A 25,613-nucleotide genomic window follows, 5' to 3' on the forward strand; every position below is an offset into this window, starting at 1 on the left:
ACCAGTTAATAAGTAGAAAATTTAGTATTTTTGTCCTCTCTAAAAATAACCTGATGTAGGTGGCTATGCTGTGTAATTGGCTTCAAGCAGATAGCATTACCCATGTTCCGATGAGCTTTGGCAATGGGCAAAGCGCGATCGCATCCACAAAAGCTAGGGGTTCTTTGAGGATTGTCTTGTTTTGATTTATCAAAGTAAGCAGCCGGAGATTATGAACAAGCAGAGATTTTCTCAATATTTTGACAACAGCGAACACCAAAAACCAGAAATAGCACTCAGAACAATGGCAAAAACGGTCAGAACTCGACGGGGTATTGACGCACTATATCCAGGCTGGTTGCATTCTCAGCGTTCCTCTGTTGTTCTGGCCATCGCTGTCCTATCTCTGACTGGGGTTATGGGGCATAAACTATACAATCAACCGCAACTGACAGTAGGTACTCCAGCACCGGAAACCATCAAAGCACCCTATACTGCTAGGATTGAGGATAAAGGACAAACACAAGCCAAACGCCAAGCCGCCAGTAAAGGTTCCATCCCAGTGTTGATGGTCGATGTCCAAAATACTGAAAGAATCAACAAGAATTTACACAAACTTCTGGAGCAAGGCCAGAAAATTCGCACAGCAGCTGGAGTTTTTCCCTTTTTTGATACAACAGTTGTTTCTATTCCTACCCAGCATTATCTTCGTTCCTGTTCTATTGCAGAATGGAAAACCCTACTGGCAAGTTTAGGAAATAATAGCCCAAACCAGTCAAGCTTGTCAGTGAACCCAAACAGAAGTAACCCCGAAAATAGACACAGAAGCACCATAGCAGAAAAACTGCCCTTATTCCCATCATCTACTGGTTCACCTCTGGTCAGTTCAGGTAATCTACCCCTGTTTGTGTATCCTGGTAATGAAAAACCCGTTAATCTTGCCCAGAACAGGGAGTTGGCTCAAGCAGTAGCAGAACTCAAAGCTTATCGTGCTACAACTTCAGCCAAAAATTTAGATTCACTCATATTGCAAACCTCCCAAGTGCGGCAAAAATATAGCCAAGCCAGAATCCAACTGTTACAGCAACAGTTAGCCAATCCCCAGAAAGTTTACACTGAAACCACCCTGCTGCAATTATCAGATAACGAATGGCAGCAAGCACAGGCAGGAATTCGCCAGAGCGCTGACAGAATTCTGGCTCAAGGGATTTCCCCAGGATTACCTTCAAGTATTCTAGAAAATGCGGTGAAGCTCAACATCCAGGAAGTTGTGCCAAAAAATGCCGAACCCTTGGTAACTAACTTCTTATTAGCCGTGCTGCAACCGAATCTCAAGACTGATGAGGAACAAACCAAACAACAAATACAGCAAGCATCAGATAGAGTATCACCTGTAATAGTGAAGGTAGAGCAAGGATATCTGATTGTTACCAAAGGAGAAGATATTACTCAATGGCACTTTGATGTCCTGGAGCATTATCAATTAATTCGCCGGGAGAATAACTGGCGAGAATTGATGAAATTAGCCAGTATGAACACAGCAGCAATTGGCATTTTTGTTGTGGTAGGGAAAAAAATCAAGTGTAAATTGCGGCAGCGCGATTACCTATTAGTACTGCTACTTACCCTCACTACCCCTGCAGTAATCGCCCTTGGCTTACCATATACCACGTGGAGCGGCGTGGGTTTACTGTTGGGTAGCTTTTATGCACCTATTTTAGCTGCTACTGTTGTGGTACTGCTGTTGCTAATTCTACCAATGACAGTGGAAATCAGCATAATTTCGCTGTTAGCTGGTGGAGCGGCGGGAATATTGGGCAGTACCATGGCGCAAAAATTGCGATCGCGTGAAGAATTGGCATTATTGGGTGTAGCGATCGCCCTGACTCAAGGGGGTATGTACCTGATCATGAAGCTCCTCATCGGTGCGGTATTTGGCGCAGGTTGGTATGGCGTACTTCAGGGAGCAGGATTATTTGCATTATCTGGTTTAGCCTGGAGTATTGTGGCCTTGGGCTTAAGTCCTTATCTAGAAAAAGTATTTGATTTAGTTACCCCCATTCGATTAGCTGAACTAGCCAATCCCAATCGCCCCTTATTAAAACGACTGGCTACTGAAACCCCTGGAACCTTTCAGCATACCCTGTTTGTAGCTACTCTGGCTGAGGCTGCTGCCAAAAAGCTCGGATGTAATGTAGAACTAGTAAGGGCTGGAACTCTGTATCACGATATCGGTAAAATGCACGATCCTCTGGGGTTTATTGAAAATCAAATGGGGGGGCCTAATAAACATGAAGAGATTCAAGATCCTTGGAAGAGTGCAGCAATTATCAAAAAGCACGTGAGTGAGGGGTTGGTGATGGCCCAAAGACACCTTTTACCCACGGCGATTCAAGCTTTCATCCCTGAGCATCAAGGAACAATATTGATTGCCTATTTTTATCACCAAGCACTAGAAATGTCCCGGGAAGACCCCGGCTTAATAGTAGATGAGGCAGATTTTCGCTATGACGGACCGATTCCCCAATCACGGGAAACTGGGATAGTCATGTTAGCCGACTCTTGTGAAGCGGCCCTGCGATCGCTCAAAGATGCAACTCCAGAACAAGCCTTAACCATGCTGAATAATGTTCTCCGTGCCAAATGGCAAGACAATCAAATGGTAGATTCAGGACTGACAAGGCAAGAAATGTCAGAAATCAGCCGTATATTTGTAGATGTTTGGCAGCAATTTCACCATAAGCGCATTGCTTATCCTAAGTTAAAGGTTAGTAACAATGGGTGAATCTAAAGTTAATCATGGCGAGAACAACTAACCCTGGGTCAAGATTAAAAATCCTACTTGCAATAAACCAATCACAAAACCCAAAACACCACCTAAAGTTACAATTGCCTGTAGTTCATTTTTGACGATTCCCTCAATTGCAGCTTCTAAATCAGCAGGTGAAGTTGCTTTCACACGGTCAATGATTACTTTATCTATCGATAATATTGGAATTACCTGCGCTACAATTTTTTCTAAATCTTTTTCCAAATATCTTTCTAAAATTTTCGCCAACTCTTGACTGACAACTTCCAAAGAAGAACCGACTACCTGTGAATTGCTCAGACGATTAAGTAATAATTTGGCTATGTTCTCCCAGTTAACAGAATCAGTCAATCCTTGAAGTAAATCGCTCCCACTCGACTGGATATAATGACGCACACTTTCCCTTGTAGTCCTTCGGAGTTGGCGCACTGTCCCTATGGGTAAGTTTTGTAATGATAAATCTTGCAAGACTTTTTTCAGGCGATCGCGCATTTGCAAAACTTGAATCAATTCCTCTAAACGAGCATTGGTAGCATCTTTTTCATCTAAGCAAAAAGTTCTCAGTCTCGTGAGAGTATTACGTAAACCAAATAAATTTGCTACTACCCAATAAGTACCACTCGTCTTTTCTCGAAAGCTTTCATCAATAGTTTGAATAGTGCGGTCAGTCAAAAAATCAATAATTACCTGTCGCAATACATCTGGGGGTAAAACTACCTGTAGTAACCAATCAGCTAGCCTTGTTGATTGTTCTTCACTCAGTTGTAATTCCAGCAATACTTGGTCAAAGATTTGATTAATCTGTGCCTCTAAAAAATCTTCTCGCCTTGCCAAAACTTTGAGTAACCGAGGTAATGATTCTCCTAACAAATCACGCAAAATTCCTGCGACTATTGTGGCACTTTTATCGTTTTTTTCCTCTTTAATTTGTGTAATTGCCAACTGCAATAACCACAAAATGGCTGACTGTACGCGTTCTGTTTGTAACAACCTTCGCGCCAGATTTTGCAATTCTGTTGGTGTCAGCAATGACCCCATAATTGTATTAGAAATTTTTTGAGCCAGACGTTCCTGATTGCTGGGAATCAATCCGGGAGTAAATGGTAATTTTCGCCCCGCTATGTAAATGGCTCGGTAGGGGCGAAACAACATTTTTATGGCTAGATCGTTAGTGAAATAGCCAATAGTGCCACCCAGGAGCGGGGGTAATAAATAAAACCAAAGGTGAGACCAATCCAAGGTAAAAATTAAGAGAATTAGGCTTGATAAACCACAAGTGGTAAATCATTTACTGACTACCAATACTCCCATCATATCGTTGGCAATGGGATAGTGTGTAACCGAAGTAAAACCAACTTGACGGGCTAACTCGACTTGCTCCTCCCCAGTGGGGAAACGATCTAAGCTGGGACTGATATAAGCATATTCTTGTTTTAAACCCATTTTTTCAGCCATGGGTACAACTATACTACTTAAATACCATTGCTGAAAAGCTCGCATCTGCTGATTTCTGGGACGGTGAAAGTCTAAAATTGCCCCTACTGCGCCAGGCTTGAGAACGCGGTGTAATTCTTGAAGACTGCGCCCAATATCTGTAACATTTCTTAAACCATAGCCCATAGTGGCCGCATCGAATTGGCCATCCTCGAAAGGTAAACTGAGTGCATCAGCTTCTATCCAAGAAATATTGGGTAGGGGGTGCAGGCTTTGGGCGCGTTTTTGAGCAGCTGCTAGTAGATTGGCTGAGAAATCCACACCATACACCTGTCCCTGGTTTCCGACATATCTGGCTAAACCGAAGGCTAAATCACCACTACCGCAACATATATCTAGACAAGTATCTCCTGGTTTAGCTCCACTCCATTTGATTGTCATTTCCTTCCAGATCCGATGTTGTCCCAGACTCAACCAATTATTTAACTGGTCATAAACTGGAGCAATACGGTCAAAAATATCGCGGATTTCTCGATTCATTATCGGTCATCTGTGAACGGTCAAAAGTGAAGAATATTTCGACACTAGTATAGTATGTGTAAGACCATTAATACAACGGTGAGAAGGAACGTCAGTGAAGCACGGAATCCCCCGCCTTTAGGCGTGGGGAGTGTCAAAGAAACGATAAACTGGGGGAGGGTGAAATTTCAGATATCCTAGTTAGCGTTGCTCAGTCACATTTAAACAAACTTTCCTATTTTAGGCTCCCACTCCCGAATTATGACTAATTTACCTTCTAATGCTCAAAATCCTGAAAATGCTGTGAATGAAGATGTAGTAAAGGAGTTGCTGCGAAAGCTCAGACAAAAACAAGGTAACTGGGTAGAGTGGGGAGCGGCGATCGCCTCCTTGCAAAAAGCCGGTTACAATCCTCAGCAGATTTTTGAGGAAACTGGATTTGAACCAATTCAACAAAACCAGGTGGTTGTTGGTTCCCAAGTTTATCATTCTTTAGAAAAAGGTGGTGCTTCGGAAGCTACGCGATCGCACTACGGTACACGTGGTAGCGATATTTTATACGAATTACGCTCGCTGACCCACGAAGAACGGGCCGCTGCGGCTGAACTCACCTTTACCCACAAACTCGATATGGATGAAGCGCGGGAAGTTGCAAAAGCAATTAAGGATTTCTCCCGCTTGCGGACTTTACCAACGGGTTTTTCTGCCCATCCTGGTGATGCTGTTGCCTATCAAGCTTGGAAGTTAGCACGGCAGTATACAGATTTGCAAGAGCGATCGCGTCTAATTGCCAAGGGTTTAAAATTTGCCCACACCCCCACAGCTAGGAACAAAATCGAACAGTTATTAGTTGATTTTACTGTAGTTTCCCAGCGTCCCGCCCCCATTTTACCCTTTTATCGCTTTGAGTCAGAAGACGAATTACCCCGCATCGTGCCAGTAGTGGGGGAGTTGCCATTAACACCAGAAGATTTAAAAAGTGTACCTCTAGTAGAAAGTCTTGAACCATTTGGTTTAGTTAAATTTGCGGGGGAACAAGCTTGGGTACCATTACCAGGTTGGCAAGTATTATTAAGTGCGGAAGATCCTGTAGTGATTTTATGTAATAGCGATCGCCTACCTAACCAGGAAAACAATTTACCAAAACCCGTGCTGGTGGTTGTAGACCGCGCCGCGCGTCAATGGGATGATTCCAGCTATTTCGTGGTTGAACACAATGGGGAATTAGATTTTCAGTGGTTTGACACCGAGCCACAAATTACTCTGCTGGGGCGAGTGATTGTGATTGTCCGTCCTAAGAAAATTTTTGATGATGTGATCAGCAAAGATTCCTGGCAAATTGACGAGTAATGTCAAATGACAAATTTAACAGGTGTTCTTAGGGGTTGATTTGGTAGGCTCTTGGGTGAATTTGACCGGTACAGATTCTGATACTTCAGAAATTAATGTATCATATGTATCATTATTTTCATAATCTTCCCTAGTGGGTTTTTGCAGAAAAGCGATCGACCTCTGACAAGAGTATGCGATCGCTTTTCTTACATACTTTTAGTAAAGTCTGGAAACAGCAATTATTACCAGATTTGTCAAAAGTCATGTCCTAACCAATACTTAGCCGATACTAAATATGAAAATTTATTAATTTTTTATACCCAGACTAAAGTAATTATGGGTTACTTGGTAGGATGTGTCTGATTGTAATTTCTGATAGTTTTTTGTACGCAAGGCGATTAGTCCCTTGTTTAATCTGTCTGATATGAGTGTGGCAAAAAACTCCCAGCATTTTGCAGCATGATCTGATTCTACTTCGTATATAGATTGAGCCTGTATCAAAGCTGTGCTGGTGGTAACGCTACCACTTGAGTTGGTCTAGTACAAGTTTGAAAAAATTAACCCATAAAACTAAAAGGAACCCTATAACCTATGAGAACCATTCAAACCGCTCCTGGAGATGGTGGACTTGAAGTTACTGTAGATGAACTTGGTCGTTTTGGTAGTTCTGGTGTTGGCGGACAGGCTGGTGTTTATGATCCTGTTGGGAGTATAGGACCTGCTAGTACAACTTATTTATCCTTCATTGCCCTAGGAATTATTGCGGGGGATGGTACAACTGGTCAACGTATTGAGTTAGCTCTATCTCAGACTAACGATGAGGCGTTTACTAGTTCTACAGACACCACTGCAAATAGTGCCTTTACTATTAACGGACTCCAGTTTCAACTAGAGCAAATTGTTCAAGATAGCTTTAATAGAGAGGGTGAAGTTAGGACGGGTGCAAGATTAGATCAAGTCTATAGTATTACCAACATCACTGATCAACCCATCAGATTTGATTTAGTACGTTACGTAGATGGAGATTTAAACTTTGATGGGAGTTTGATTGACGGGGGCGGTAGAATCATTCAGCGGGGTGTAGAAATTATATTTCAAACTGATGCTGGGGGAACTGGAGAGACAGATACAACTTTTTTTGGTATTACTGGTACAGGTGGGACTATTCCCACCACAAATCGTTGGGAAATAGATGGATACAGTAGTTTAAGGTCTAATGTTCTAGGGGGAAGTAACTTACAAAATATCATCGTGCAGGGTGACAGTAACTCTGATGGCTTTGTTGATAGAGGTTCAGAGTATGACTTAGCCCTAGCTTTAAGAAACGTTTTTGAATTAGCTCCTGGAGCATCTACCACCTACATCACAACTACTCGTTTTGGCTCCGGTGAACCTGAACAATTAGATATCACTCCCCCATCGGGTGGCGTTAGTGCTTTACCTCCAAGAACTGTAGGCAATAGTATCAATGTCACATGGGGAGCAACGGATCGCAGTGGTATTAGAAGCTATGATCTATTTGTATCCGTTGATGGCGGTGAGTTTACTCCATGGTTAACCAATGTAACTATAAATAACGCCATTTATACTGGTGAAACAGGTAAGGCCTACACTTTTTATAGTTTAGCCACTGATAACCTAGGCAATAGACAGGTTGCTGCTACTGCCCTAAGAACTTCCACTCAAATTATTAACCCCATACCAGGTACTTTAAGTTTCAGCGCCCCTCAATTTACTGTTAATGAAGATGGAACACCGGTTACTACCGTCACTGTGACTCGCACAGGGGGAAGTGATGGGGTGGTAAGTGCCACTATTAACTTCAAAGATGGCACGGCTAAAGCGCCCAATGATTATAACAACACTACCATTACCGTTAATTTTGCTGATGGGCAAACCATTAAAGCTGTTAATATTCCCATTGTCAATGACAATATCTCAGAACTTGACGAGACAATCCAGTTAAGCCTCACTACCCCCACCGGCGGCGCAACTATTGGCAAGCAAAACACCGCTACCCTCACTATTATTGATGATGATGGTCTTGCCATATCAGGATTTCCCCGTGGGGCTATAGGTAGTAATCAAGGGCAAACTACCATTATCATAGTAGGTCAAAAGTTCTCCCCCACCGATAAAGTCAGCCTAGTGGCTACCGATGGCAGTGAAAAAGAAGCTACTAAAGTTTATTGGGTGAATGATAATGAGACTTGGGCAACCTTTGATTTACAGGGCTTAACCCCTGGCAGATATAATGTGGAAATTAGCGATGGTGTGAAAACAGCCGCCGCTAATAGTGCTTTCACCGTTACTAATAATCTACCCGGTAATGTTCGGGTGCAGTTGAGTTATCCATCCTCTGGTGTGGCTATTGTCACCTATACCAATGTGGGACAAACAGATGTTATTGCACCCCTGCTAAGAATAGTACCCACTAATGCCCAAGTTAATTACCCAGAAGACAATACTGTCAGTGCTACCCTACGCCAACTCCTGAATTTAAGTTTAGCCACTGGTGGCAATGGACCGGTAGGAATTTTAACCCCAGGACAAACAGAACAATTTTCCTTTACCTATACTCCCAGTGGTAACGGTTTGATTTCCTTCACAGTGGAACAAGTACAGCCTGATGAAATCATTAATTGGGCTAGTATTAAGGCAGAATCCCGCGCTGATTATAGTTTTATTAATGATGCCGCTTGGGATGCCATTTGGAGTAATTTAACCGCTGTTTTTGGTACAACTGCGGGACAGTTTCAAGCTGTAATGGCAGAAAATGCTAATTATTTAAGTCAACTTGGACAACCCACTAATAATTTAAACCGGTTATTTGCCTTTGAGTGGATACAAGCAGTCAACACTCTCACTAACGTGAGTTTAATCAGTAGCACCGATGTAGTAGATGCTGCCCCTGGACTATCTTTAACCTTTAATCGTACCTTCTATCAATCCATTGCTGAACGCTACAATTTAGGAGCTTTAGGACGGGGTTGGGCGAGTGAGTGGGATTTACGCGCTACAACTGACAATCAAGGTAATGTGGTTATCCGCAGTGTGGGAGACTTACAGCGGGCTTTTGAGCAACAAACAGACGGTAGTTATACAGAAGCCGGTGGCGCGATGGTAACTATTGTTAATGGTGAATATCGGTTAAGGGAAGTTAATGGTATTGTTTCGCTGTTTAATAGGGATGGTCAACTTAGTTATGTAGAAGACCCTAACGGTAATCGTATCACCCTGGAATATGCTGATAATCGCCTGACTCAATTAGTTCATACCAATGGGGATACATTGACCTTAGATTACAATCCCCAAGGACGTATTAGCCAGATTACCGATTCCACTGGGCAAGTTACCAATTACACTTATGATACCACTGGGGAAGCCCTGCTATCTGTCACCAGTGATCAGGGAACCATCGCCTATACTTACGATACCAGCGATGTAGCGGGGAAAAAGTATTCTCTGTTGTCAGTCACATCCGAACTGGGCTATCAGCGTAACTTTGAATACGATAACCAAGGTCGTTTAATTAGAGAATACACCAATGAAGAGGGGCTAAGTCTGACTTACAGCTATGATAGTGTTGGTGGTGTCACCATTACTGATAGTACAGGCACATCCCAAACTATCCTTTTAGATGACCGAGGTAATGGCGCACAAATTCGGGGGGTTAATAATCAAAATCTCCTATTTCGCTATGATGCCGATGGTAATTTGATTAGTGCTACTCTGCCTAATGGTGGTCAGTCTAGTTATAGTTACGACAGTACAGGCAATTTAAGCAGACAGACAAATTTACTCAATCAAAACGTTAATTTTACCTACGATAGCACCTTTAATCAACTCACAGGGTTTACAGACCCCAGAGGTAACAGTGTTAATTATACCTACGATGACAGGGGGAATCTGACTCTAATCACATACCCTGATGGCAGTAGGGAACAGTTTATTATTGACGATTTGGGTAATCTTACCAGTTTTGTCAACCGTCGAGGTAATGGGATTCAATATACCTATAATCAAGACGGGCTACTGACGGCAAAACAATACCCTGATGGTTCTGGGGTTAGCTATATCTATGATACCAGGGGTAATCTTACAACTGTCACCGATGCCACAGGTAGCATTACCATGGAGTATGATGGTGCTGACAAAGTTACAAAAGTTACATACCCCACAGGACGGACATTAAGCTACACCTACAATGCCGATGGTCAAAGGACTAGATTAGTTTCCCAGGATGGGTATACGGTAAATTATGGCTATGACAACCTGGGACGGTTAAAAACTTTAACCGATGTTACGGGACAAGGCATTATTAGCTATGACTATGATATTCTGGGGCGTTTAATTAAAGAAACTAACGGCAATGGCACCTATACCACCTATGAGTATGACCAAGAAAGTCAATTAAGCCGTTTAATCAACTACAAAGCTGATGATACGGTAAATTCTAGGTTTGAGTATAGCTATGATAATCTAGGGCGGCGTACCACCATGACCACCCTAGAGGGAATTTTCCAGTATGGTTATGATGCCGTTGGACAGTTAACCTCTGTGGTGACACCGGATAATCGTACTATCAACTATACCTATGATGTGGCAGGTAATCGGATTGCGGTAACAGATAGTGGGATAACCACAGGTTACAGCAGTAATAATCTCAATCAGTATACTCGTGTTGGTAATGCTGTCTACACCTATGATCGGGATGGAAATTTAATTCAAAAGAATGAAGGGGGACAGACTACCACCTACACCTATGATGTGGAAAATCGGTTAGTGGAGGTGGAAACGGCTGATGGTAGTAGGTGGGAATATGAATATGATGGTTTAGGAAACCGGGTTGCTACTATTATCAATGGTCAACGCACGGAATATTTACTTGACCCGGCGGGGTTAGGGGATATTGTGGGGGAATATGATGGTAATGGTAATTTGGTTACTGTTTATCATCATGGCATCGGTTTAGTGAGTCGGGTGAGTGATAGTAATAGTTACTATTATGATGCCGATGCTTTGGGTTCAACCATGGGGTTAACGACTAATGATGGGAGTTATGTTAACCGTTACAGTTATTTACCTTTTGGGGAAGATTTAACCAAAGTTGAAGGCGTTGCTAACCCCTTTGAATATGTTGGTCAATGGGGTGTCATGGATGAGGGTAATGGTCTCGATTTCATGCGAGCAAGGTTTTATGATAGCGGGTTGGGAAGGTTTACAGCGGTTGATCCTTTAGATATAAATGCTGGGGATGTAAATTTTTATAGATATGTTTTCAATAATCCAGTAGAAAACAATGATCCATCAGGGCAAATAGCACCATTTATCGTTGCTGCCGCATTAGGAGTAGGTATAGGAGGAATATCTGAGATTGCTATACAGGCAGGATCACAATACTTTTCAGGCCAAAAAATTGATATTAATTGGACAGATGTAGGTGTTTCTGCTGCTTTGGGTGCATTTGGAGCTGGTTTAGGAGCTAGATTAAAAAATACAACTAAAGTCTCTGGTCAAGTATTTTCTCATTGGTTGCCAGACCGATGGGCAAAATATTTGCCTAGTAATAGTATCAGAAATGTCTTTAACAAAGACCATTGGTTAGGCAGATTAAATGGTCAATATGTGTCTAAAGAATTTCACTATTTGACTGATTACTACGCGGTTATAGGTAACGGTCGTAAGGAGGCATTTAAAGGGCAAAGATTTTTAGAAGGGGTTAGAAAAGTTCCTAAAAAAGGAGATGTTGATAAGTATCCATTTTTCAACTTCAACTTAATTCCCCGTACTCCTTTGTGGTTCGCCAACAGTTTATTATTTCCTTTGTTGCCTGGATTGAGCGGCGGCACATGGAATGACCCCCACCTAGATACCCTGGACGGCTTAGGCTACGACTTCCAAGCAGTGGGAGAATTTACCCTCGTTAAATCCACCACCGACGAATTGGAAATCCAAACCCGCCAACAACCGTGGGGAAACAGTACCAGCGTTTCTATCAACACCGCCATTGCGATCAAACTCGGCGACCAACGCATCGCCATTTACGCCAACCAAGCAGAACCCCTCCTAATTAACGGTACCATCGTCACCCTTCCCAATAGCGCAGTTTACGCAGTCGGTCAAAACCTCATCACTAGAGAAGGGAATCAATACAGAATTATCACCGCCAATAACGACCTCATCCAGGTAAAACATAATGGGAGCTTCCTAAATATTAACCTTGGTTTAGCAGATAACCGCCAAGGTAAAGTGGTAGGACTCCTGGGTAACTTTAACAATAACCGCAATGATGAATTTAACCTCCGGGATGGTACGGTCATTGGCGGAAGTATCTCTAATGAACAACTTTACGGCGACTATGGCAACAGTTGGCGCATTGTTCAAGGCGAATCCCTCTTTGACTACGCCCCAGGACAAGATACTAATACCTTCACAGACCTAACCTACCCCCGGAATATTGTCACAGCAGCTACCCTCACCCCCGAACAACGGGCCGCCGCTGAACAAATTGCCCGCGATGCCGGAATTACAGATCCAGATATCCTAGAAGATGTCATCCTAGATATTTTTATCACCAATGGCGACCTGCAATTTATCCAAGGTGCTGTTACAGAACAACGACTGACTACGGTCAGCGCTCCCAATACCCTGGTGAATCCCGACGGTTTCGGTACTGAACATTATTTAACCGCCGGAGCAATTATTCCCTATACTATCAGCTTCAGTAATAACGCTGAAGCTGAAACGACACCTGTTGCCCAAGTTACCATCAGCCAACAACTAGACACAGACCTAGACTTTAATACCTTCACCTTAAATAACCTTGGCTTTGGAGATATTACCCTAGTTACCAACGGCGTACAAAATTATAATCAACGCCTCGACCTGCGGGACACTCGCGGTGTGTTTGTCGATGTCAATGCTGGGTTAGATGTAGCCACTGGTATTGTAACTTGGACATTCACCGCCATTGACCCCTTAACTGGCAACCCTGTAGATAATACTACCCAAGGCTTTTTACCTCCTAACGACGCTAACGGAGCCGGACGGGGATTTGTCAGTTACAGCATCCAACCCCTAAGCAATATTACTAATAATACCCGCATCGATGCCCAAGGGAGCATCACCTTTAACAATCAAACTCCCCTCCTCACTAATCCAGTCTTTAACACCTTAGATAGTGACATCCCCGTCAGCCAAGTTAACCCTTTACCAGCCAACAGTAATGAGCCTAACTTTACTGTATCTTGGACGGGTACAGATAACGGTAGTGGCATTGCCTCCTATGATATCTATGTAGCTATAGATAATGGTGACTTTACTATCTGGCAACAGGGCATTACTCAAACATCTGCTATCTATAACGGTGAAGTGGGTCGTACATATGCTTTCTATAGTCTGGCTCAGGATAATTTAGGTTTAACTGAAGTCATCCCCACTCAAGCTGATACCAGCATAACTGTTGATAGGATGGAAGCTTTGCAAGTCAATAACTTTCAGACTAATTCCAGTGGCTTTGTCTTGACATTCAATGATGACGTCAATCTCAGTGTTCTCAACCTTTACACAGGATTAGACTTAGCCAACCCACTCGCTCCAGTTACAGACCTACCAGACCTCACCCTCACCGATAGTGAAGGCAATATTATCAATGGTTCACTCATTTGGGATGAGACTGACAACGCCCTGACTTTCGTTAAAACAGGTGACATTCTAGCACCTGGTAATTACACCCTGACCCTGGAGAGCCGTAGTGATGGTTTCGTCAGCACGAACGGACGCTTACTTGATGGTAATGAAGATGGTTTCCCAGGTGGTAACTTTGTTCGGGAATTTACCGTCAATAGCCCCACAGTACCAGTCCTCACCTTACCTGACTTTAGCCGCGCCCCTGGTCAAGAAGTAAACATACGTGGGGGTGGTCAATTCAATCCTTTACCCATCCGCATCACCAATCCCGGTGGTGTAGACAACATTAGCTTTACCTTGCAATATGACCCAGACCTGCTGGCTATTACAGGAGCAAATGTAGTCGCATCGGGTTGGAATTTAAATTCTGACTTCAATACACCAGGACAAGCTCAGTTTACCCTCAGCGGACCTGCCCTCAATGCTAGTACCGACTTAATCACCTTGAATGCTCAAGTTCAGCAGACAGCAACCTACGGTGCTAAAGGTGTACTGCAAATACTTCCCGGTGCGGGCTTAGTAGGAGACAGTGCAGTACAGCTGGTAGCATTAGTGGGAGATACGACCAAAACAGAAGGCTATCTTTCTACAGATGCGGCCTTAATTTCTCGGGTAAATTTGGGACTTGATTCAGGATTTAGAGCTTTCCCTGTGACTGATCCCCTGATTATAGGAGACGCTACCAACAACGGAATTATAGATGCGGCCGATGCAACCTCTGTGCGCCGAGCATCCGTGGGTCTACTTAGCCCATTCCTCCCACAATTGGTGGTTTAATCATACCACGAGTATTCAAAGATGCAGATGGGGCAGTGATCGCCGCCCCTGTAACTTGTCTAATTTTCTGACAGCGGTAAAGTTGATAGGGAATACCTATCCGATGGTGTTCTGCACTGTCTATATTACAAATACTATCCCCAAACAGCCCCAACTGCTGGGGATAACTCTCCCTGATCATTCCCGGGCCAACTATCCATAAATTTATCTGAGATACTCCTAGTTTTGGCATTTGATCAAGTTTCTCCCACAGGGGAGGTGAATGGGGAGATTTGTCTAAAAAACCCACAGTATCAAACTGATTGAAACTGTTATTATGCCTAAGTTTTTCTAATGCTAAGGCAAAACCTAATCCCAAGGCCACATCCTGATAATTGCTATATCCTACCACTAGCATGATGGGCACCGATGGTTCTAAATTCATGTTTTGGGCGACTTGTTCAGGTAGGAAAGGCTTTTGAAAGACTAAATTAGAAACTACAAACACACAACTGAGAAACCCCACCAACAAAATTATCAATTTTGACTGATGATTTTTGCCAATACTAGCTGCCAACAAAGCGCAAAAACTGGGATAATAAACAAAGTTATAGCGGGGAATAGCAGTTATATCTTTACCAAATAAGTAAGCTATAGCAAAAAACTGCATTAACACCACAATCATAAAAGTGGCCAGGGTTAAGATTGATAAATGGGTTTTCTTTTCCAAATAGACAGTTTTTAAACCCTTCCATACTTGCAAACCTACCCAAATGGCAAAAGTTACCATGAAAAAGCCACAGATAACTGTAATTACTAAGGGCTGATTTTCCACAGGTAGAGCAATCACCATTAAAATCCAACTAATTAAGGTGTTATATACCGGGGAGATGTGCATAGTAGCAGGTAACCAGTTGGTGGCTGAACTCTGAAAATGATTCAAGATTACCGGCATCCAGGGAATAAAACTAATTACCACCCCAGTAGTTGCTATAATTAAGCTGTTTTTGAATATCGAAGTTTTACACCAATAGATTAATAAGATTAGTGTGATAATTTCAGCAATGAACGCCAAAATAAAAAAGTAATGAGTATAAAGACCAATAATATTCACAATTGACCATAAAAGCACAACCCACCATCTCAGGCGTTCCTGGTCTAAAATATCCTGCTGAATTTCCATTAGTCCCCATAATGCTAAAGTGATTAGGAACATGGGCATGGTATAGTGACGTGCTTCTTGGGAAAGGTAAACAGCAAAGGGAGAAACAGCCATGATTAATGCGGCGATGATTCCCGATGCAGGAGAAAAAGCAGTGCGGTTGACAAAATAAATCGCGACAATGGTACCTACGCCAAATAAGGCCGGTAGCGATCGCAATTTTGTTACCCACTCTGAACCCAAGGGAGTCATCGACCCTAACCAGCTGTACATTCCACAAAAAAATAATGGGGGATGGGTAGACTGATGGGCTAGATTTGCAGCAATTTGATCACAACTAACCCCAGACTGGTAAGTAAAAATTTCTGGGACTTTTTGCAGTGGGAATAAGATATCTAAGGGCAATTGATCATAATTTTTCCCTAAACTGAAAATAGCTGTAATTACCTCGTCCATCCACAGAGGTTTTAAGTCTAAATTCTGAAAGCGTAAGACAGTACTGAGGGCGATGATTGCAGCTAATCCTAGATAATAATTTAGATATGGTTGCCTATTTGTCAAACCTTGATGCAGTTTTTGCAGTTGGGAGATGATCTGATACATAAAACTACTGTGCTTTTTAAATCTCAATTTTTATGTTAAATTCTGAACTTAGTCCTAATTTCTCTGGGGAATTTATTCAGTCTCAGTTACAAGAAAAGATTTGGGGAGTCCGTAACACTCTGCGCCCAGGACAACAGCAAATGGCTGATTGGACTTCAGGACTCCTGGCTGTTTCGGCGGTTCCTGGGGCTGGTAAATCTACTGGTATGGCTGCAGCAGCAGCGATCGCGATCGCCCGTCAGTACCAAGTTTATGCTGAGTCTGGTCTGTTGGAACGTCGTCAGGTTGTAGTTGTAACTTTTACTCGTTCCGCTGCTGCCAATATTAAAACAAAAATTTGCCAATACTTAAAAGATTTATCTCTACCTCAGTCGGGCTTTGCTGTTTATACTTTACATGGTCTAGCTTTGAATATTGCTAGCCGTTACCCTGATTTGTCTGGTTTAGATTTAGATAATGTCACGTTAATTACTCCTAATCAAAGCCACCGGTTTGTACGTAAAGCAGTAGAGCAATGGATTAATAATCATCCGGAACTTTATGTCCGGTTGCTGGAGGGTGAGCAATTTGACGGGGAAGAGACAGAAAAATTACGTCGTCAGTCAGTTTTGCGCACGGAAGTTTTACCAGACTTAGCCACCACCGTCATTCATGAGGCTAAAAGTTCTGGAATCAAACCAGACCAACTCAGAGGTTGGAGTGAAAAAATAACAGATAAATACGTAACTTTACGTATAGCGGCGGGATTGTATGAAGAATATGAGAATCTCATGCGATCGCATGATTTCATTGACTACGATGATATGATCCTGGCGGCGATTCGTGTTCTGGAAAACCATAGCGCCCGTACCATCGAACAAAACCAAGTTTTAGGTGTATTTGAGGATGAAGCCCAAGATTCTAGTCCTTTACAGACGAAGCTGTTAGAGATTTTAGCCGGTGTTGAGGGAGATAATTATTCACCGACTAATCCCTACTCTCCAGGTAACTTAGTGCGTGTTGGTGATCCGAATCAGGCGATTAACTCGACTTTTACCCCAGCAGATCCGATATATTTCCGGGATTTTTGCCAATTTTGCCATGGCTTGGGCAAACTAGCAAATATGGATCAAGCTGGACGCAGTAACAGAATCATCATTGCTGCTGCCAACTATGCTCTAGAATGGGTAAACGGGTTTTATCAGCGCAAAAATCGGCAATTGCCCTTTAGTGAGCAAAAAATCCGCCCTGTTAATACCGGCGACCCCCAAAAAAATGCCAATCCGGTACCCACAGGAAGAGGATTAGAGCTTTATAAACCGCGAGATATTAATCATACAGTCGAATTACTGTCTCAAAGAGTGGTGGAGTTGTTTGCTGAAAATCCTCACAATATGAGTGCAGCAATTCTGGTGCGAGAAAATCGCCAAGGACGCTGGTTAACACAGAGGCTGGAACCTGTGTGTAAGGATCATAAAATTAAACTTTATGATGTAGGTGAAAGCGATCGCCGTTCCCATGTTCCCAAGGAAATTTTGGCATTATTGCAATTTTGCCATCGACCCCATTCTTCTGACTATCTCAAGGCTGCTTTGGAGGTGTTGGTACAACGTCAATTGATTCCTACCCAAGACCTCAACGCTCTAGCTAGTCTACCAGAAGAATTTTTATATCCCGGTCCGTTAGCAGCACCCCGGGTAGAGGCAGTACAAAAAGCGGCGCATCTGTGTCGTAGTTTACTTCGCGCTCCTTTGGAATTGCCCTTGTATGATCTGATTTCCTTTGTGGCTTTAACTTTAAACTATGAACAAGCCGAACTGGCAACTGCTGATAAACTCGCAGAACGGGTAAACCAGCAAGTAACTGACCATAATTCTATGGAAGCAATGCTGGCGGCTTTAAGTGAAATTGTCAATTCTGAACGGTTTGAACCGGTGGAAACCGATGATTTAGAAGGCCGTTATACTCGTCCGGGTCAATTGACCATTATCACTATGCACAAAGCTAAGGGGTTAGATTGGGACTATGTATTTATCCCCTTTCTACATGAAAAGTCAATTCCCGGTAAGTTTTGGGTTCCTCCCAAAAGCCAGTTTTTAGGTAAGTTTACTTTATCGGAAGTTGCCCGCGCCCAAATTCGCACGGCACTACATGGCAAATCTCATATACCTAATGTGTATCAGGCGTGGGAAGAGGCAGAACATTTAAAAATGTCTGAGGAATACCGGTTACTATATGTGGCTATGACACGAGCAAAGCGCCTGTTATGGATGTCTGCATCACAACAAGCGCCTTTTTCCTGGAGTAACCCAGAAAATTTACAAGCAGAACCGCCTTGTCCTGTTTTTGTGGCATTACAACGCCAGTTTCCTGAATGTGTAGTTGATTTGCCAGAAGATTTCAGGAAATAGTATATAATTATGGATTGTGTCGAATTAACGTTAGACCATGCCTAAACTCAAGACTCGTAAAGCAGCGGCGAAGCGATTCCGTGCCACTGGTAGCGGTAAAATTGTCCGTCGCAAAGCTTTTAAAAGCCACCTTTTAGAACACAAATCTTCTAACAAAAAGCGTAACCTGTCCAAAACTGCACTGGTACACGAACGGGATGAAGACAATGTGCGGTTGATGCTTCCTTATTTGTAAATTGTTCAGGAAATAAATTATGACAAGGGTAAAACGCGGTAATGTAGCTCGTAAACGCCGCAATAAAATTCTCAAACTAGCTAAGGGGTTTCGTGGTTCTCACTCAACTCTGTTTAGAACCGCTAATCAACAGGTGATGAAGGCGCTACGGAGTGCTTATCGCGATCGCAAAAAGAAAAAGCGCGATTTTCGCCGTCTGTGGATTACCCGCATCAATGCCGCTGCTAGGCAACATGGTTTGAGTTACAGTCAGTTAATGGGCAATCTCAAAAAAGCTGATATTCAACTCAATCGCAAAATGTTGGCACAATTGGCAGTCCTAGATCCTGCTGCATTTGGTAAAGTAGCTGAGTTAGCACTACAGGCTAAAGGATAAGGGTGGTAACGGATGAATAACCGATGTAACAGATGGCTAAAAATTAATCAGTTACATCTGGTATTATCCGCTACTATTGTTTGTATTGTCTGTTTTTACTGGGGATTTATGGCAAATGGGTCTCAAATGCCAGAAATCCAGCGTCGAGGTTATTTGACTATTGCCGTTAAAGATAACTTACGCCCTTTGGGATTTAGAGATGTTGACGGTAATTTACAAGGGTTAGAAATTGACTTGGCAAAGCGTCTGGGGTTTGATTTGTTAGGTAAACCAGATGCTGTCAGGTTACAACCGGTAGCCAACAGCGATCGCTTGTCTGTAGTCTTAAACAAGAAACTGGATTTAGCCATCGCTAGGGTAACAGCAACGGAATCGCGATCGCGTGTAGTCAGTCTCAGTGTTCCTTACTATTATGACGGCACTTTGGTAGTAACAAAAGATATATCTGTGAGGAAGTTGGGTGATTTAGCCAACCGCAAAGTGGCGGTAATCAATGAGTCCAGCACAATTGCTGACATACGTTACTATGTGCCGAAGGCGGAGTTAGTGGGAGTTAGTTCATATGAGTCGGCGCGGAGGCTGACAGAAAATAATACAGTGGTAGCCTTTGCTGCGGATGCTAGTGTTCTGAGCGGTTGGGTACAAGAATATCCCCAATACAGACTGTTACCGACCAAGCTATCTACAGAACCTTTATCTGTAGTGATGCCCAAGGGATTGCAGTATGATCAGTTAAGAAGACAAGTTAATCAAGCGATCGCCAAATATACAGCAGATGGTTGGCTAAAAGAACGTGTGAACTATTGGGGCTTACCGTAAGTAAAGAAATATTTACCTCATCTTCCCTGTGTCCCATAATAGATACAGAAGTGTGAAATTTTAATATTTGTATTTCCAGACAATGGATCAAAATTTAGTCATTATTTATCTGTCAATTTTCGTCGGTCTGCTTTCATTCGCAGTTGTGAATGTTTTCCGCCAAATTTTCAAAACTCGCAGGCGCGAAAGTGCCTTATCCAGATTACGCAAAAAGTTAGAGAACCAAAAGGGTACGGCTCAAGAATATTATGAGTTAGCTAGTATCTATTCGGAAAAAAAATTATTTTCTCAGGCGGTGGTACTGTTTCAAAAAGCTATTAAAGCTGCTGAGGAGGAAGAAGAAGATATTACCGCCCCTATTTATAACGGATTAGGCTATGTTTATTTCAGCCAAGAGCAATATGACTTAGCAATTCGTCAGTATAAAGAAGCTGTCAAACATCAACCAGACTATGTAACAGCACTGAATAACCTCGGACACGCCTACGAACGCAAAAAATTAACTGCTCAAGCGCTGGAAATGTATGAGCAAGCATTAAAAATTGCTCCCAATAATACCATTGCCAAGCGCCGGGCTGAATCTTTGCGACGCTTGGTGTCTGTTTGATTAAATAGCGGGTGACAATAATTACTATGTTGATATTCACCCAACGTCAACCGCCTAATCCTGATGCGGCTGTCAGTTTCACCCTCCCACTGACTGCGGAAGAACGCACCCGCGGTCGCCATCGTTGGGAAACCGAAGATGGTAAAGTTATATTTACGCGTTTACCCAGAGGGATAATACTGCAAGATGGTGATATTTTGCAAAGCGAAACCCACAAGGAAAAAGTCAGAATTACTGCTAAACCAGAAACAGTGTTAACTGTTTTGGCACCAACGCCACTTTTATTAATGCGCGCAGTATACCATTTGGGAAATCGCCATGTACCTGTAGAAATTACTTCTAGCTATTTACGCTTATTACCAGATTCAGTTTTACGCACAATGCTAGAACAACTGGGACTAGAAGTTATAGAGGAAACCCTACCATTTCAGCCGGAATTAGGCGCTTATGGACACCATTACTCTCACTGATGCCAATTTCCTATCCATATTGCAGTTAGCAAGTCCAGGGTTACCTGTGGGAGCATATGGCTATTCTGAAGGCTTAGAAAGGCTGGTGGAAAATGGCACTGTTTCCAGTCCAACCACCCTGAAACATTGGTTAGAGGGGGAACTGCGTTATGGTGCAATTCGGTTAGAAGCGGCGGTAATGGTACGTGCTCAGGAATCCGCTAGTATTGGGGATGTATCGGCTTTATGTCGTTGGAATGTGTGGTTATCTGCTGCTAGAGAAACCGCAGAATTGCGCGCTTCTAGTTGGCAAATGGGGCGATCGCTAACTCAGTTGTTGGGTAAATTAGAACCGGATATCATACCTTTAGTGAGTGCTGTGGGTAATCCTGTCAATTATGCGATCGCCTTTGGGATTGCTGTGGCTCATTGGGAGATCAACCATCAAGCTGCTTTACTGGCATATTTACATAGTTGGGCTAGTAATTTAATTACAGGGGGAGTGAAACTCATTCCCCTGGGTCAAACTGCGGGACAAGAATTATTGTTAGAGTTACAACCATTAATCAGCGCCGCTGTGAGGGAAATATTAGCCTTAGAGGATGACGACCTCAGTTGTTGTAGCTGGGGTTTATCCTTAGCTAGTATGCAGCACGAAACCCAGTATACAAGGTTGTTTAGGAGTTAGATATAAAAATAATGAGTGCATTGCGTGTAGGAGTAGCAGGCCCGGTGGGTTCGGGGAAAACCGCCTTAGTAGATGCTTTGTGTAAGACTTTGCGTGAGCAGTATCAGCTGGCGGTAGTCACGAATGATATTTATACCCAAGAAGATGCTCAGTTTTTGGTACGTTCTCAGGCCTTGACTAGCGATCGCATCTTAGGGGTAGAAACTGGAGGTTGTCCCCATACAGCAATTCGGGAAGATGCTTCTATGAATTTGGCTGCTATTGAACAATTAGAAAACCAATTTACTAATTTAGATTTAGTATTTTTAGAAAGTGGCGGTGATAACTTAGCAGCTACCTTTAGTCCAGAACTAGTAGATTTAACAATTTACGTCATTGATGTGGCTGCTGGTGATAAAATTCCCCGCAAGGGTGGACCTGGTATTACTAAATCTGACTTGTTAGTGATTAATAAAATTGACCTTGCGCCCTATGTCGGAGCAGATTTAGATATCATGAAACGAGACACTCAGAAAATGCGCGGTGATAAACCTTTTATTTTCACCAACCTGAAGAATCAACAAGGGCTAGGAGATGTAATTAAATTTGTAGCTTTACATATCACATAGCATTATGAATCAAAATCAGGTTTCCACCACATGACCTGTACACAAGCTATTTACAGCGTATTCTAGATAATTTATAAACTTGCAATCTGCTGTATGTGGTTGATTACCAGAGATGATTGCTATTGTCCTACTGAAGGGGGGAAAGATACTTTTACATCTAAAGTGAACTTTTGAATTTTTTTCACATATTTATTCAGGTTTAAATTCAAGGATGAAAGATACTGAGGAAACTCTATTTTCGCTCCCAGACTTAACACTGTTGTCACCTGACTAAACAAATCTAGTCGGAAGTTTTCCTCTGTTATTGGGTTAGTAAATTCGCTATACCTTCTCAAAGCTAATTTACGAGCATTAATCAAGTTGCTAATATCTTCATCCTCTTGTAACAATTCAGCTTCAACGTACCTTTCAGCCTCCTCTATGTTTGGTAAACTTCCTTCCATTTCCCTTGTTCTTGAGCGATAATATTCAATTATCTCCTGAGCGGAAGAATCCCCACTAGTTTTTATGGGAAAATTCCCAAGAAGATTTAATCCTAAGCGGGTTCCTGAACTACTGTGCTTTTGATCAATGATATTTATAGAAACTTTTTTCGCCCCCAGAAGAGTACAGACATGAAGATAGCAGTTATACTTTCTATCTATTGAATGCTCACGAAGTGCTTCTGCTCTCAAATAATATGGACGCTGAAACCTTTGATGAAGTCTGTTTGAAATATCCTTAGATTTCTCATTTGGATACTGATACCCATACTTACTTTGAAGCAGAATATTCCCTACTCTCAAAAGACCCTGATCCTTCAAAACCCTTAAGAATTCTTGACTATTTTGATCATAAAATTCAATATCATCTCGGACAAAACAAACTCCTCCCATATTCTCAAATGTTTTATTTCCAGGTTCAGGATACTCAAGCCTTTCCCTGTCAAAATTAGATACAACTATGATGATATCGCGCTCGTCTGGGTTATCAACAGGAACCCTCTCAATACGGTCTTGAATAATCTTTTTTGACATTAAACTTTATCCTGTATTAAGAGAATTAGAAAAATATTATTAATCCCAATAATACCACTTAATAATAAACTGCTTTTAACATCGATAAATGGGGAAATTCCTAGTAATAAACCTACTAAAATGGGTATAAAAGAACCCAGAGCAAGCTTTACTATGAGCATAACCTGAGCTTTAATTTTATGTCGATAGTAAATAGACTTTAGCCCTGAGCGTATGACGCGTAACTGTTCTTGTTTAACTGAACGGTCAACTTCAATTGAAAACTCCTTAACTCTGTCAAAAATATCAAAAACCCAGTCTTCAAAACTATACTCCCAAGATAAACTAGGTTTCCTACCGTAAATACCGATTTTTGCAGGACGACCAGATGCATCTAACTGTTCAGTGATTAATTCAACATAAAATTCCGCATTTTTTTTATGTATTATACGTACATTTGATTCATTAACTAACTCGGAACCATGGAAAGCGAGATCATCTATTTTCCGAATTATCTCCTGACCTTCTCCCTCAAAAGCTTCAATTCTTCTTGAGTTTTTAAAGATGACAGTTGGAATATCTTTATTAAAATTTTGAACATAAAATGCTAAACAAGCCATTTTAATATCCTATATTAGCTCATGAAAAATACTTAGTACCAATTGGTTACCCAGATTATTGGCAGCCAGACTGCCAACTACGAATCGCACATCATACAATAGTTTCGTACCTATAATTTCTGATATGATTGTCTTGAATTCTCTAGAATAATCTTCTTTGATTGATTCATCTAAGAAATTAGGAACAAAAAAATCTTCAGTAGCTCTTTCATCAGATACAGGGATGACTATGTTCTGATCTGCGCTCTGGGCGAAATGATTGCCAACAATAATCAACTGTTTTTTACTTTTAAACAGAAAATCATCTTTAGCCCATTCTTGAAAATTACTGAAATCTTGCTTTAAGCAATTTTTAACAGACAACCTAGCCCGATTCATCTCTTCTGTAAAGGCTATGTTGTGATTGCGAGCCAAGACTAGATCGCTTCTGAGAAGATAGATAATATAATCCTGTCTTTGAAATACTTCTTTTCGCGTATACGGTCTCGCCTTGTCGCCAGGAGTATCAATAATTACTTTGATTAATATTGATTTCTGAACACATTTATACTCAAAATTGATCTTCAACGTTTTCCTCTGTTCTGGTTTGTCAGTAGATCCAGGACTTGGTTCTATTGTCTGGCTCTGAATTAGTTGGAAAAGCACTGACTTACCACCATTATCATGGCCCAAAATTCCAATTTTTTTACCTAAAAAAGGAAGAAAAAGATCATCAAGAATATTCTTGTCTGTGTCCCATCCCCATTCCATGTTAGAGGTTCTCAAAGTAGACTACATTGATTATTGTTAAAATAAAAAGCTGAGTACCAACGGATTCAAGCGATCGCTAATTCTGTTCTGCGCTTGGGCGAATAATTTTCTTGCTCCTGCTTGAAGTGTCAAAGTTATTTAACTACAAGAGTTTAATTGGTTCCAGCCAAACCCGGACAATTCACCGCCGGGATGGGACTATCTCGGTTTATACCCCAAGGCGATACAGTGATTAACACTGTCTGTGATCAATCTTTTAAAGTGGACAGGAAAAACTGTGTACTTTGACTATATCATCTTGAGGGTAGTGACATTTTGTAGGATGCGCTGATACAATTCCTTAAAAATTGATCAATTCATCCTCCTCGTCCTCGTCGTCAGTGACTCGTTTAAGAGATTTTTCATTAAAGGCGGTAAAAATTAAATAGGGGAACTGTTCCTGATATTGGCGCAGTTCTGTAAAAATGGGTGATTCTACACCGGTCACAACACACCAAACTTTTGCGCGGGTGATCGCAACCAAAGCTTCATTTCGTTTATGCACTTCACTTTCTTGTTTCCAATCTAAAGGCTTTGAGATACATAATATTACACTTGATAAATTTAGTTAACAATTTTGCATTCTAGCTCAGGCAAAATCAGCAACGCCAAAAAAACAAAAGCCCCTTCAATAGTAGAAGAGGCTCTTATTTATGGTGTTTAAAAAATAAACCTGGCATCGAGCTATTTTTGCGGAGGGCTACCCCTCAACTATCGTGGCCGCTGCAGCGTTTCACCTCTGAGTTCGGGA

The 25,613-nt window shown here is 42.0% G+C and carries 18 protein-coding genes; 11 read left to right on the forward strand and 7 right to left on the reverse strand.

The features are described from left to right. The first annotated feature begins 211 nt into the window (after positions 1 to 211). Positions 212 to 2,764: an HD family phosphohydrolase gene (locus PN447_RS17140; protein WP_271764217.1), complete on the forward strand. Its 2,553-nt coding sequence runs from the start codon at positions 212 to 214 to the stop codon at positions 2,762 to 2,764. A 27-nt stretch (positions 2,765 to 2,791) separates the two neighbouring features. Here the strand turns inward: PN447_RS17140 and PN447_RS17145 are convergent, their stop codons facing one another. Both PN447_RS17145 and ubiE read right to left on the reverse strand, forming a co-directional pair. Continuing rightward, the gene (locus PN447_RS17145) at positions 2,792 to 4,027 is read right to left on the reverse strand and encodes a DUF445 domain-containing protein (RefSeq protein WP_271764218.1); all 1,236 of its coding nucleotides are present in this window, start codon (positions 4,025 to 4,027) and stop codon (positions 2,792 to 2,794) included. Between the two features lie 45 nt (positions 4,028 to 4,072). After that, the gene (gene ubiE, locus PN447_RS17150; RefSeq protein WP_271764219.1) at positions 4,073 to 4,762 is read right to left on the reverse strand and encodes a bifunctional demethylmenaquinone methyltransferase/2-methoxy-6-polyprenyl-1,4-benzoquinol methylase UbiE; all 690 of its coding nucleotides are present in this window, start codon (positions 4,760 to 4,762) and stop codon (positions 4,073 to 4,075) included. 240 nt (positions 4,763 to 5,002) lie between these two features. Here ubiE and PN447_RS17155 point away from each other — a divergent pair, with 240 nt between their 5' ends. Together PN447_RS17155 and PN447_RS17160 are read left to right on the forward strand one after the other, a co-directional pair. After that, positions 5,003 to 6,091, forward strand: a complete 1,089-nt coding sequence (locus PN447_RS17155; RefSeq protein WP_271764220.1) for a RuBisCO accumulation factor 1 — start codon at positions 5,003 to 5,005, stop codon at positions 6,089 to 6,091. 573 nt (positions 6,092 to 6,664) lie between these two features. Continuing rightward, positions 6,665 to 14,542 (forward strand): Calx-beta domain-containing protein, encoded by a 7,878-nt coding sequence (locus tag PN447_RS17160; RefSeq protein ID WP_271764221.1) that lies wholly within the window; start codon positions 6,665 to 6,667, stop codon positions 14,540 to 14,542. Here PN447_RS17160 and PN447_RS17165 read toward each other — a convergent pair. Further along, positions 14,511 to 16,286: a glycosyltransferase family 39 protein gene (locus PN447_RS17165; protein WP_271764222.1), complete on the reverse strand. Its 1,776-nt coding sequence runs from the start codon at positions 16,284 to 16,286 to the stop codon at positions 14,511 to 14,513. The two genes, PN447_RS17160 and PN447_RS17165, sit on opposite strands and share 32 nt — an antisense overlap. A gap of 32 nt (positions 16,287 to 16,318) precedes the next feature. On the opposite strand from PN447_RS17165, the gene PN447_RS17170 reads away from it, so the two are divergent. The 8 genes from PN447_RS17170 to ureG all read left to right on the forward strand — a co-directional run bounded on the left by PN447_RS17170 (position 16,319) and on the right by ureG (position 22,458). Then, complete coding sequence (locus PN447_RS17170) at positions 16,319 to 18,676, forward strand: ATP-dependent helicase (RefSeq protein ID WP_271764223.1); 2,358 nt, start codon at positions 16,319 to 16,321, stop codon at positions 18,674 to 18,676. A 37-nt stretch (positions 18,677 to 18,713) separates the two neighbouring features. Continuing rightward, positions 18,714 to 18,911 (forward strand): 50S ribosomal protein L35, encoded by a 198-nt coding sequence (gene rpmI / locus PN447_RS17175; RefSeq protein WP_271733234.1) that lies wholly within the window; start codon positions 18,714 to 18,716, stop codon positions 18,909 to 18,911. Positions 18,912 to 18,930: 19 nt separating this feature from the next. Continuing rightward, positions 18,931 to 19,287 carry a 50S ribosomal protein L20 gene (rplT, locus tag PN447_RS17180; RefSeq protein ID WP_271733233.1) on the forward strand — a complete coding sequence of 119 codons (357 nt, stop codon included), beginning with the start codon at positions 18,931 to 18,933 and terminating at the stop codon, positions 19,285 to 19,287. Positions 19,288 to 19,299: 12 nt separating this feature from the next. After that, positions 19,300 to 20,106 carry a transporter substrate-binding domain-containing protein gene (locus PN447_RS17185; RefSeq protein WP_271764225.1) on the forward strand — a complete coding sequence of 269 codons (807 nt, stop codon included), beginning with the start codon at positions 19,300 to 19,302 and terminating at the stop codon, positions 20,104 to 20,106. A gap of 82 nt (positions 20,107 to 20,188) precedes the next feature. Continuing rightward, positions 20,189 to 20,713 (forward strand): tetratricopeptide repeat protein, encoded by a 525-nt coding sequence (locus PN447_RS17190; RefSeq protein ID WP_271764226.1) that lies wholly within the window; start codon positions 20,189 to 20,191, stop codon positions 20,711 to 20,713. Between the two features lie 26 nt (positions 20,714 to 20,739). Next, positions 20,740 to 21,183: an urease accessory protein UreE gene (gene ureE / locus PN447_RS17195; protein WP_271764227.1), complete on the forward strand. Its 444-nt coding sequence runs from the start codon at positions 20,740 to 20,742 to the stop codon at positions 21,181 to 21,183. Then, the gene (locus tag PN447_RS17200; protein WP_271764228.1) at positions 21,161 to 21,850 is read left to right on the forward strand and encodes an urease accessory protein UreF; all 690 of its coding nucleotides are present in this window, start codon (positions 21,161 to 21,163) and stop codon (positions 21,848 to 21,850) included. Before ureE ends, PN447_RS17200 begins: the two co-directional genes overlap by 23 nt. Before the next feature lie 11 nt (positions 21,851 to 21,861). Then, positions 21,862 to 22,458 (forward strand): urease accessory protein UreG, encoded by a 597-nt coding sequence (gene ureG, locus PN447_RS17205; RefSeq protein ID WP_271764229.1) that lies wholly within the window; start codon positions 21,862 to 21,864, stop codon positions 22,456 to 22,458. 119 nt (positions 22,459 to 22,577) lie between these two features. Here ureG and PN447_RS17210 read toward each other — a convergent pair whose 3' ends face one another. The 4 genes from PN447_RS17210 to PN447_RS17225 all read right to left on the reverse strand — a co-directional run bounded on the left by PN447_RS17210 (position 22,578) and on the right by PN447_RS17225 (position 25,367). Then, positions 22,578 to 23,474, reverse strand: a complete 897-nt coding sequence (locus PN447_RS17210; RefSeq protein WP_271764230.1) for a hypothetical protein — start codon at positions 23,472 to 23,474, stop codon at positions 22,578 to 22,580. Continuing rightward, positions 23,474 to 24,073, reverse strand: a complete 600-nt coding sequence (locus PN447_RS17215) for a hypothetical protein (RefSeq protein WP_271764231.1) — start codon at positions 24,071 to 24,073, stop codon at positions 23,474 to 23,476. The genes PN447_RS17210 and PN447_RS17215 overlap by 1 nt, the downstream gene beginning before the upstream one ends. Positions 24,074 to 24,082: 9 nt before the next feature. Then, on the reverse strand, positions 24,083 to 24,823 hold the full coding sequence (locus PN447_RS17220) for a GTPase (RefSeq protein ID WP_271764232.1): 741 nt from the start codon (positions 24,821 to 24,823) through the stop codon (positions 24,083 to 24,085). Positions 24,824 to 25,163: 340 nt separating this feature from the next. Continuing rightward, entirely contained in the window at positions 25,164 to 25,367 is a 204-nt protein-coding gene (locus tag PN447_RS17225) for a hypothetical protein (protein WP_271764233.1), read from the reverse strand. Positions 25,368 to 25,613: the final 246 nt, after the last annotated feature.

This window comes from Anabaena sp. CS-542/02, from assembly GCF_028331085.1.
GTDB classification, from domain to species: Bacteria; Cyanobacteriota; Cyanobacteriia; order Cyanobacteriales; family Nostocaceae; genus Anabaenopsis; species Anabaenopsis arnoldii.

Coding starts and splice junctions, on each gene's coding strand:
- PN447_RS17140 (WP_271764217.1), top strand. CDS start 212: ATGAACAAGCAGAGATTTTCTCAATATTTTGACAACAGCGAACACCAA.
- ubiE (WP_271764219.1), bottom strand. CDS start 4,762: ATGAATCGAGAAATCCGCGATATTTTTGACCGTATTGCTCCAGTTTAT.
- PN447_RS17155 (WP_271764220.1), top strand. CDS start 5,003: ATGACTAATTTACCTTCTAATGCTCAAAATCCTGAAAATGCTGTGAAT.
- PN447_RS17160 (WP_271764221.1), top strand. CDS start 6,665: ATGAGAACCATTCAAACCGCTCCTGGAGATGGTGGACTTGAAGTTACT.
- PN447_RS17165 (WP_271764222.1), bottom strand. CDS start 16,286: ATGTATCAGATCATCTCCCAACTGCAAAAACTGCATCAAGGTTTGACA.
- PN447_RS17170 (WP_271764223.1), top strand. CDS start 16,319: ATGTTAAATTCTGAACTTAGTCCTAATTTCTCTGGGGAATTTATTCAG.
- rpmI (WP_271733234.1), top strand. CDS start 18,714: ATGCCTAAACTCAAGACTCGTAAAGCAGCGGCGAAGCGATTCCGTGCC.
- rplT (WP_271733233.1), top strand. CDS start 18,931: ATGACAAGGGTAAAACGCGGTAATGTAGCTCGTAAACGCCGCAATAAA.
- PN447_RS17185 (WP_271764225.1), top strand. CDS start 19,300: ATGAATAACCGATGTAACAGATGGCTAAAAATTAATCAGTTACATCTG.
- PN447_RS17190 (WP_271764226.1), top strand. CDS start 20,189: ATGGATCAAAATTTAGTCATTATTTATCTGTCAATTTTCGTCGGTCTG.
- ureE (WP_271764227.1), top strand. CDS start 20,740: ATGTTGATATTCACCCAACGTCAACCGCCTAATCCTGATGCGGCTGTC.
- PN447_RS17200 (WP_271764228.1), top strand. CDS start 21,161: ATGGACACCATTACTCTCACTGATGCCAATTTCCTATCCATATTGCAG.
- ureG (WP_271764229.1), top strand. CDS start 21,862: ATGAGTGCATTGCGTGTAGGAGTAGCAGGCCCGGTGGGTTCGGGGAAA.
- PN447_RS17210 (WP_271764230.1), bottom strand. CDS start 23,474: ATGTCAAAAAAGATTATTCAAGACCGTATTGAGAGGGTTCCTGTTGAT.
- PN447_RS17215 (WP_271764231.1), bottom strand. CDS start 24,073: ATGGCTTGTTTAGCATTTTATGTTCAAAATTTTAATAAAGATATTCCA.
- PN447_RS17220 (WP_271764232.1), bottom strand. CDS start 24,823: ATGGAATGGGGATGGGACACAGACAAGAATATTCTTGATGATCTTTTT.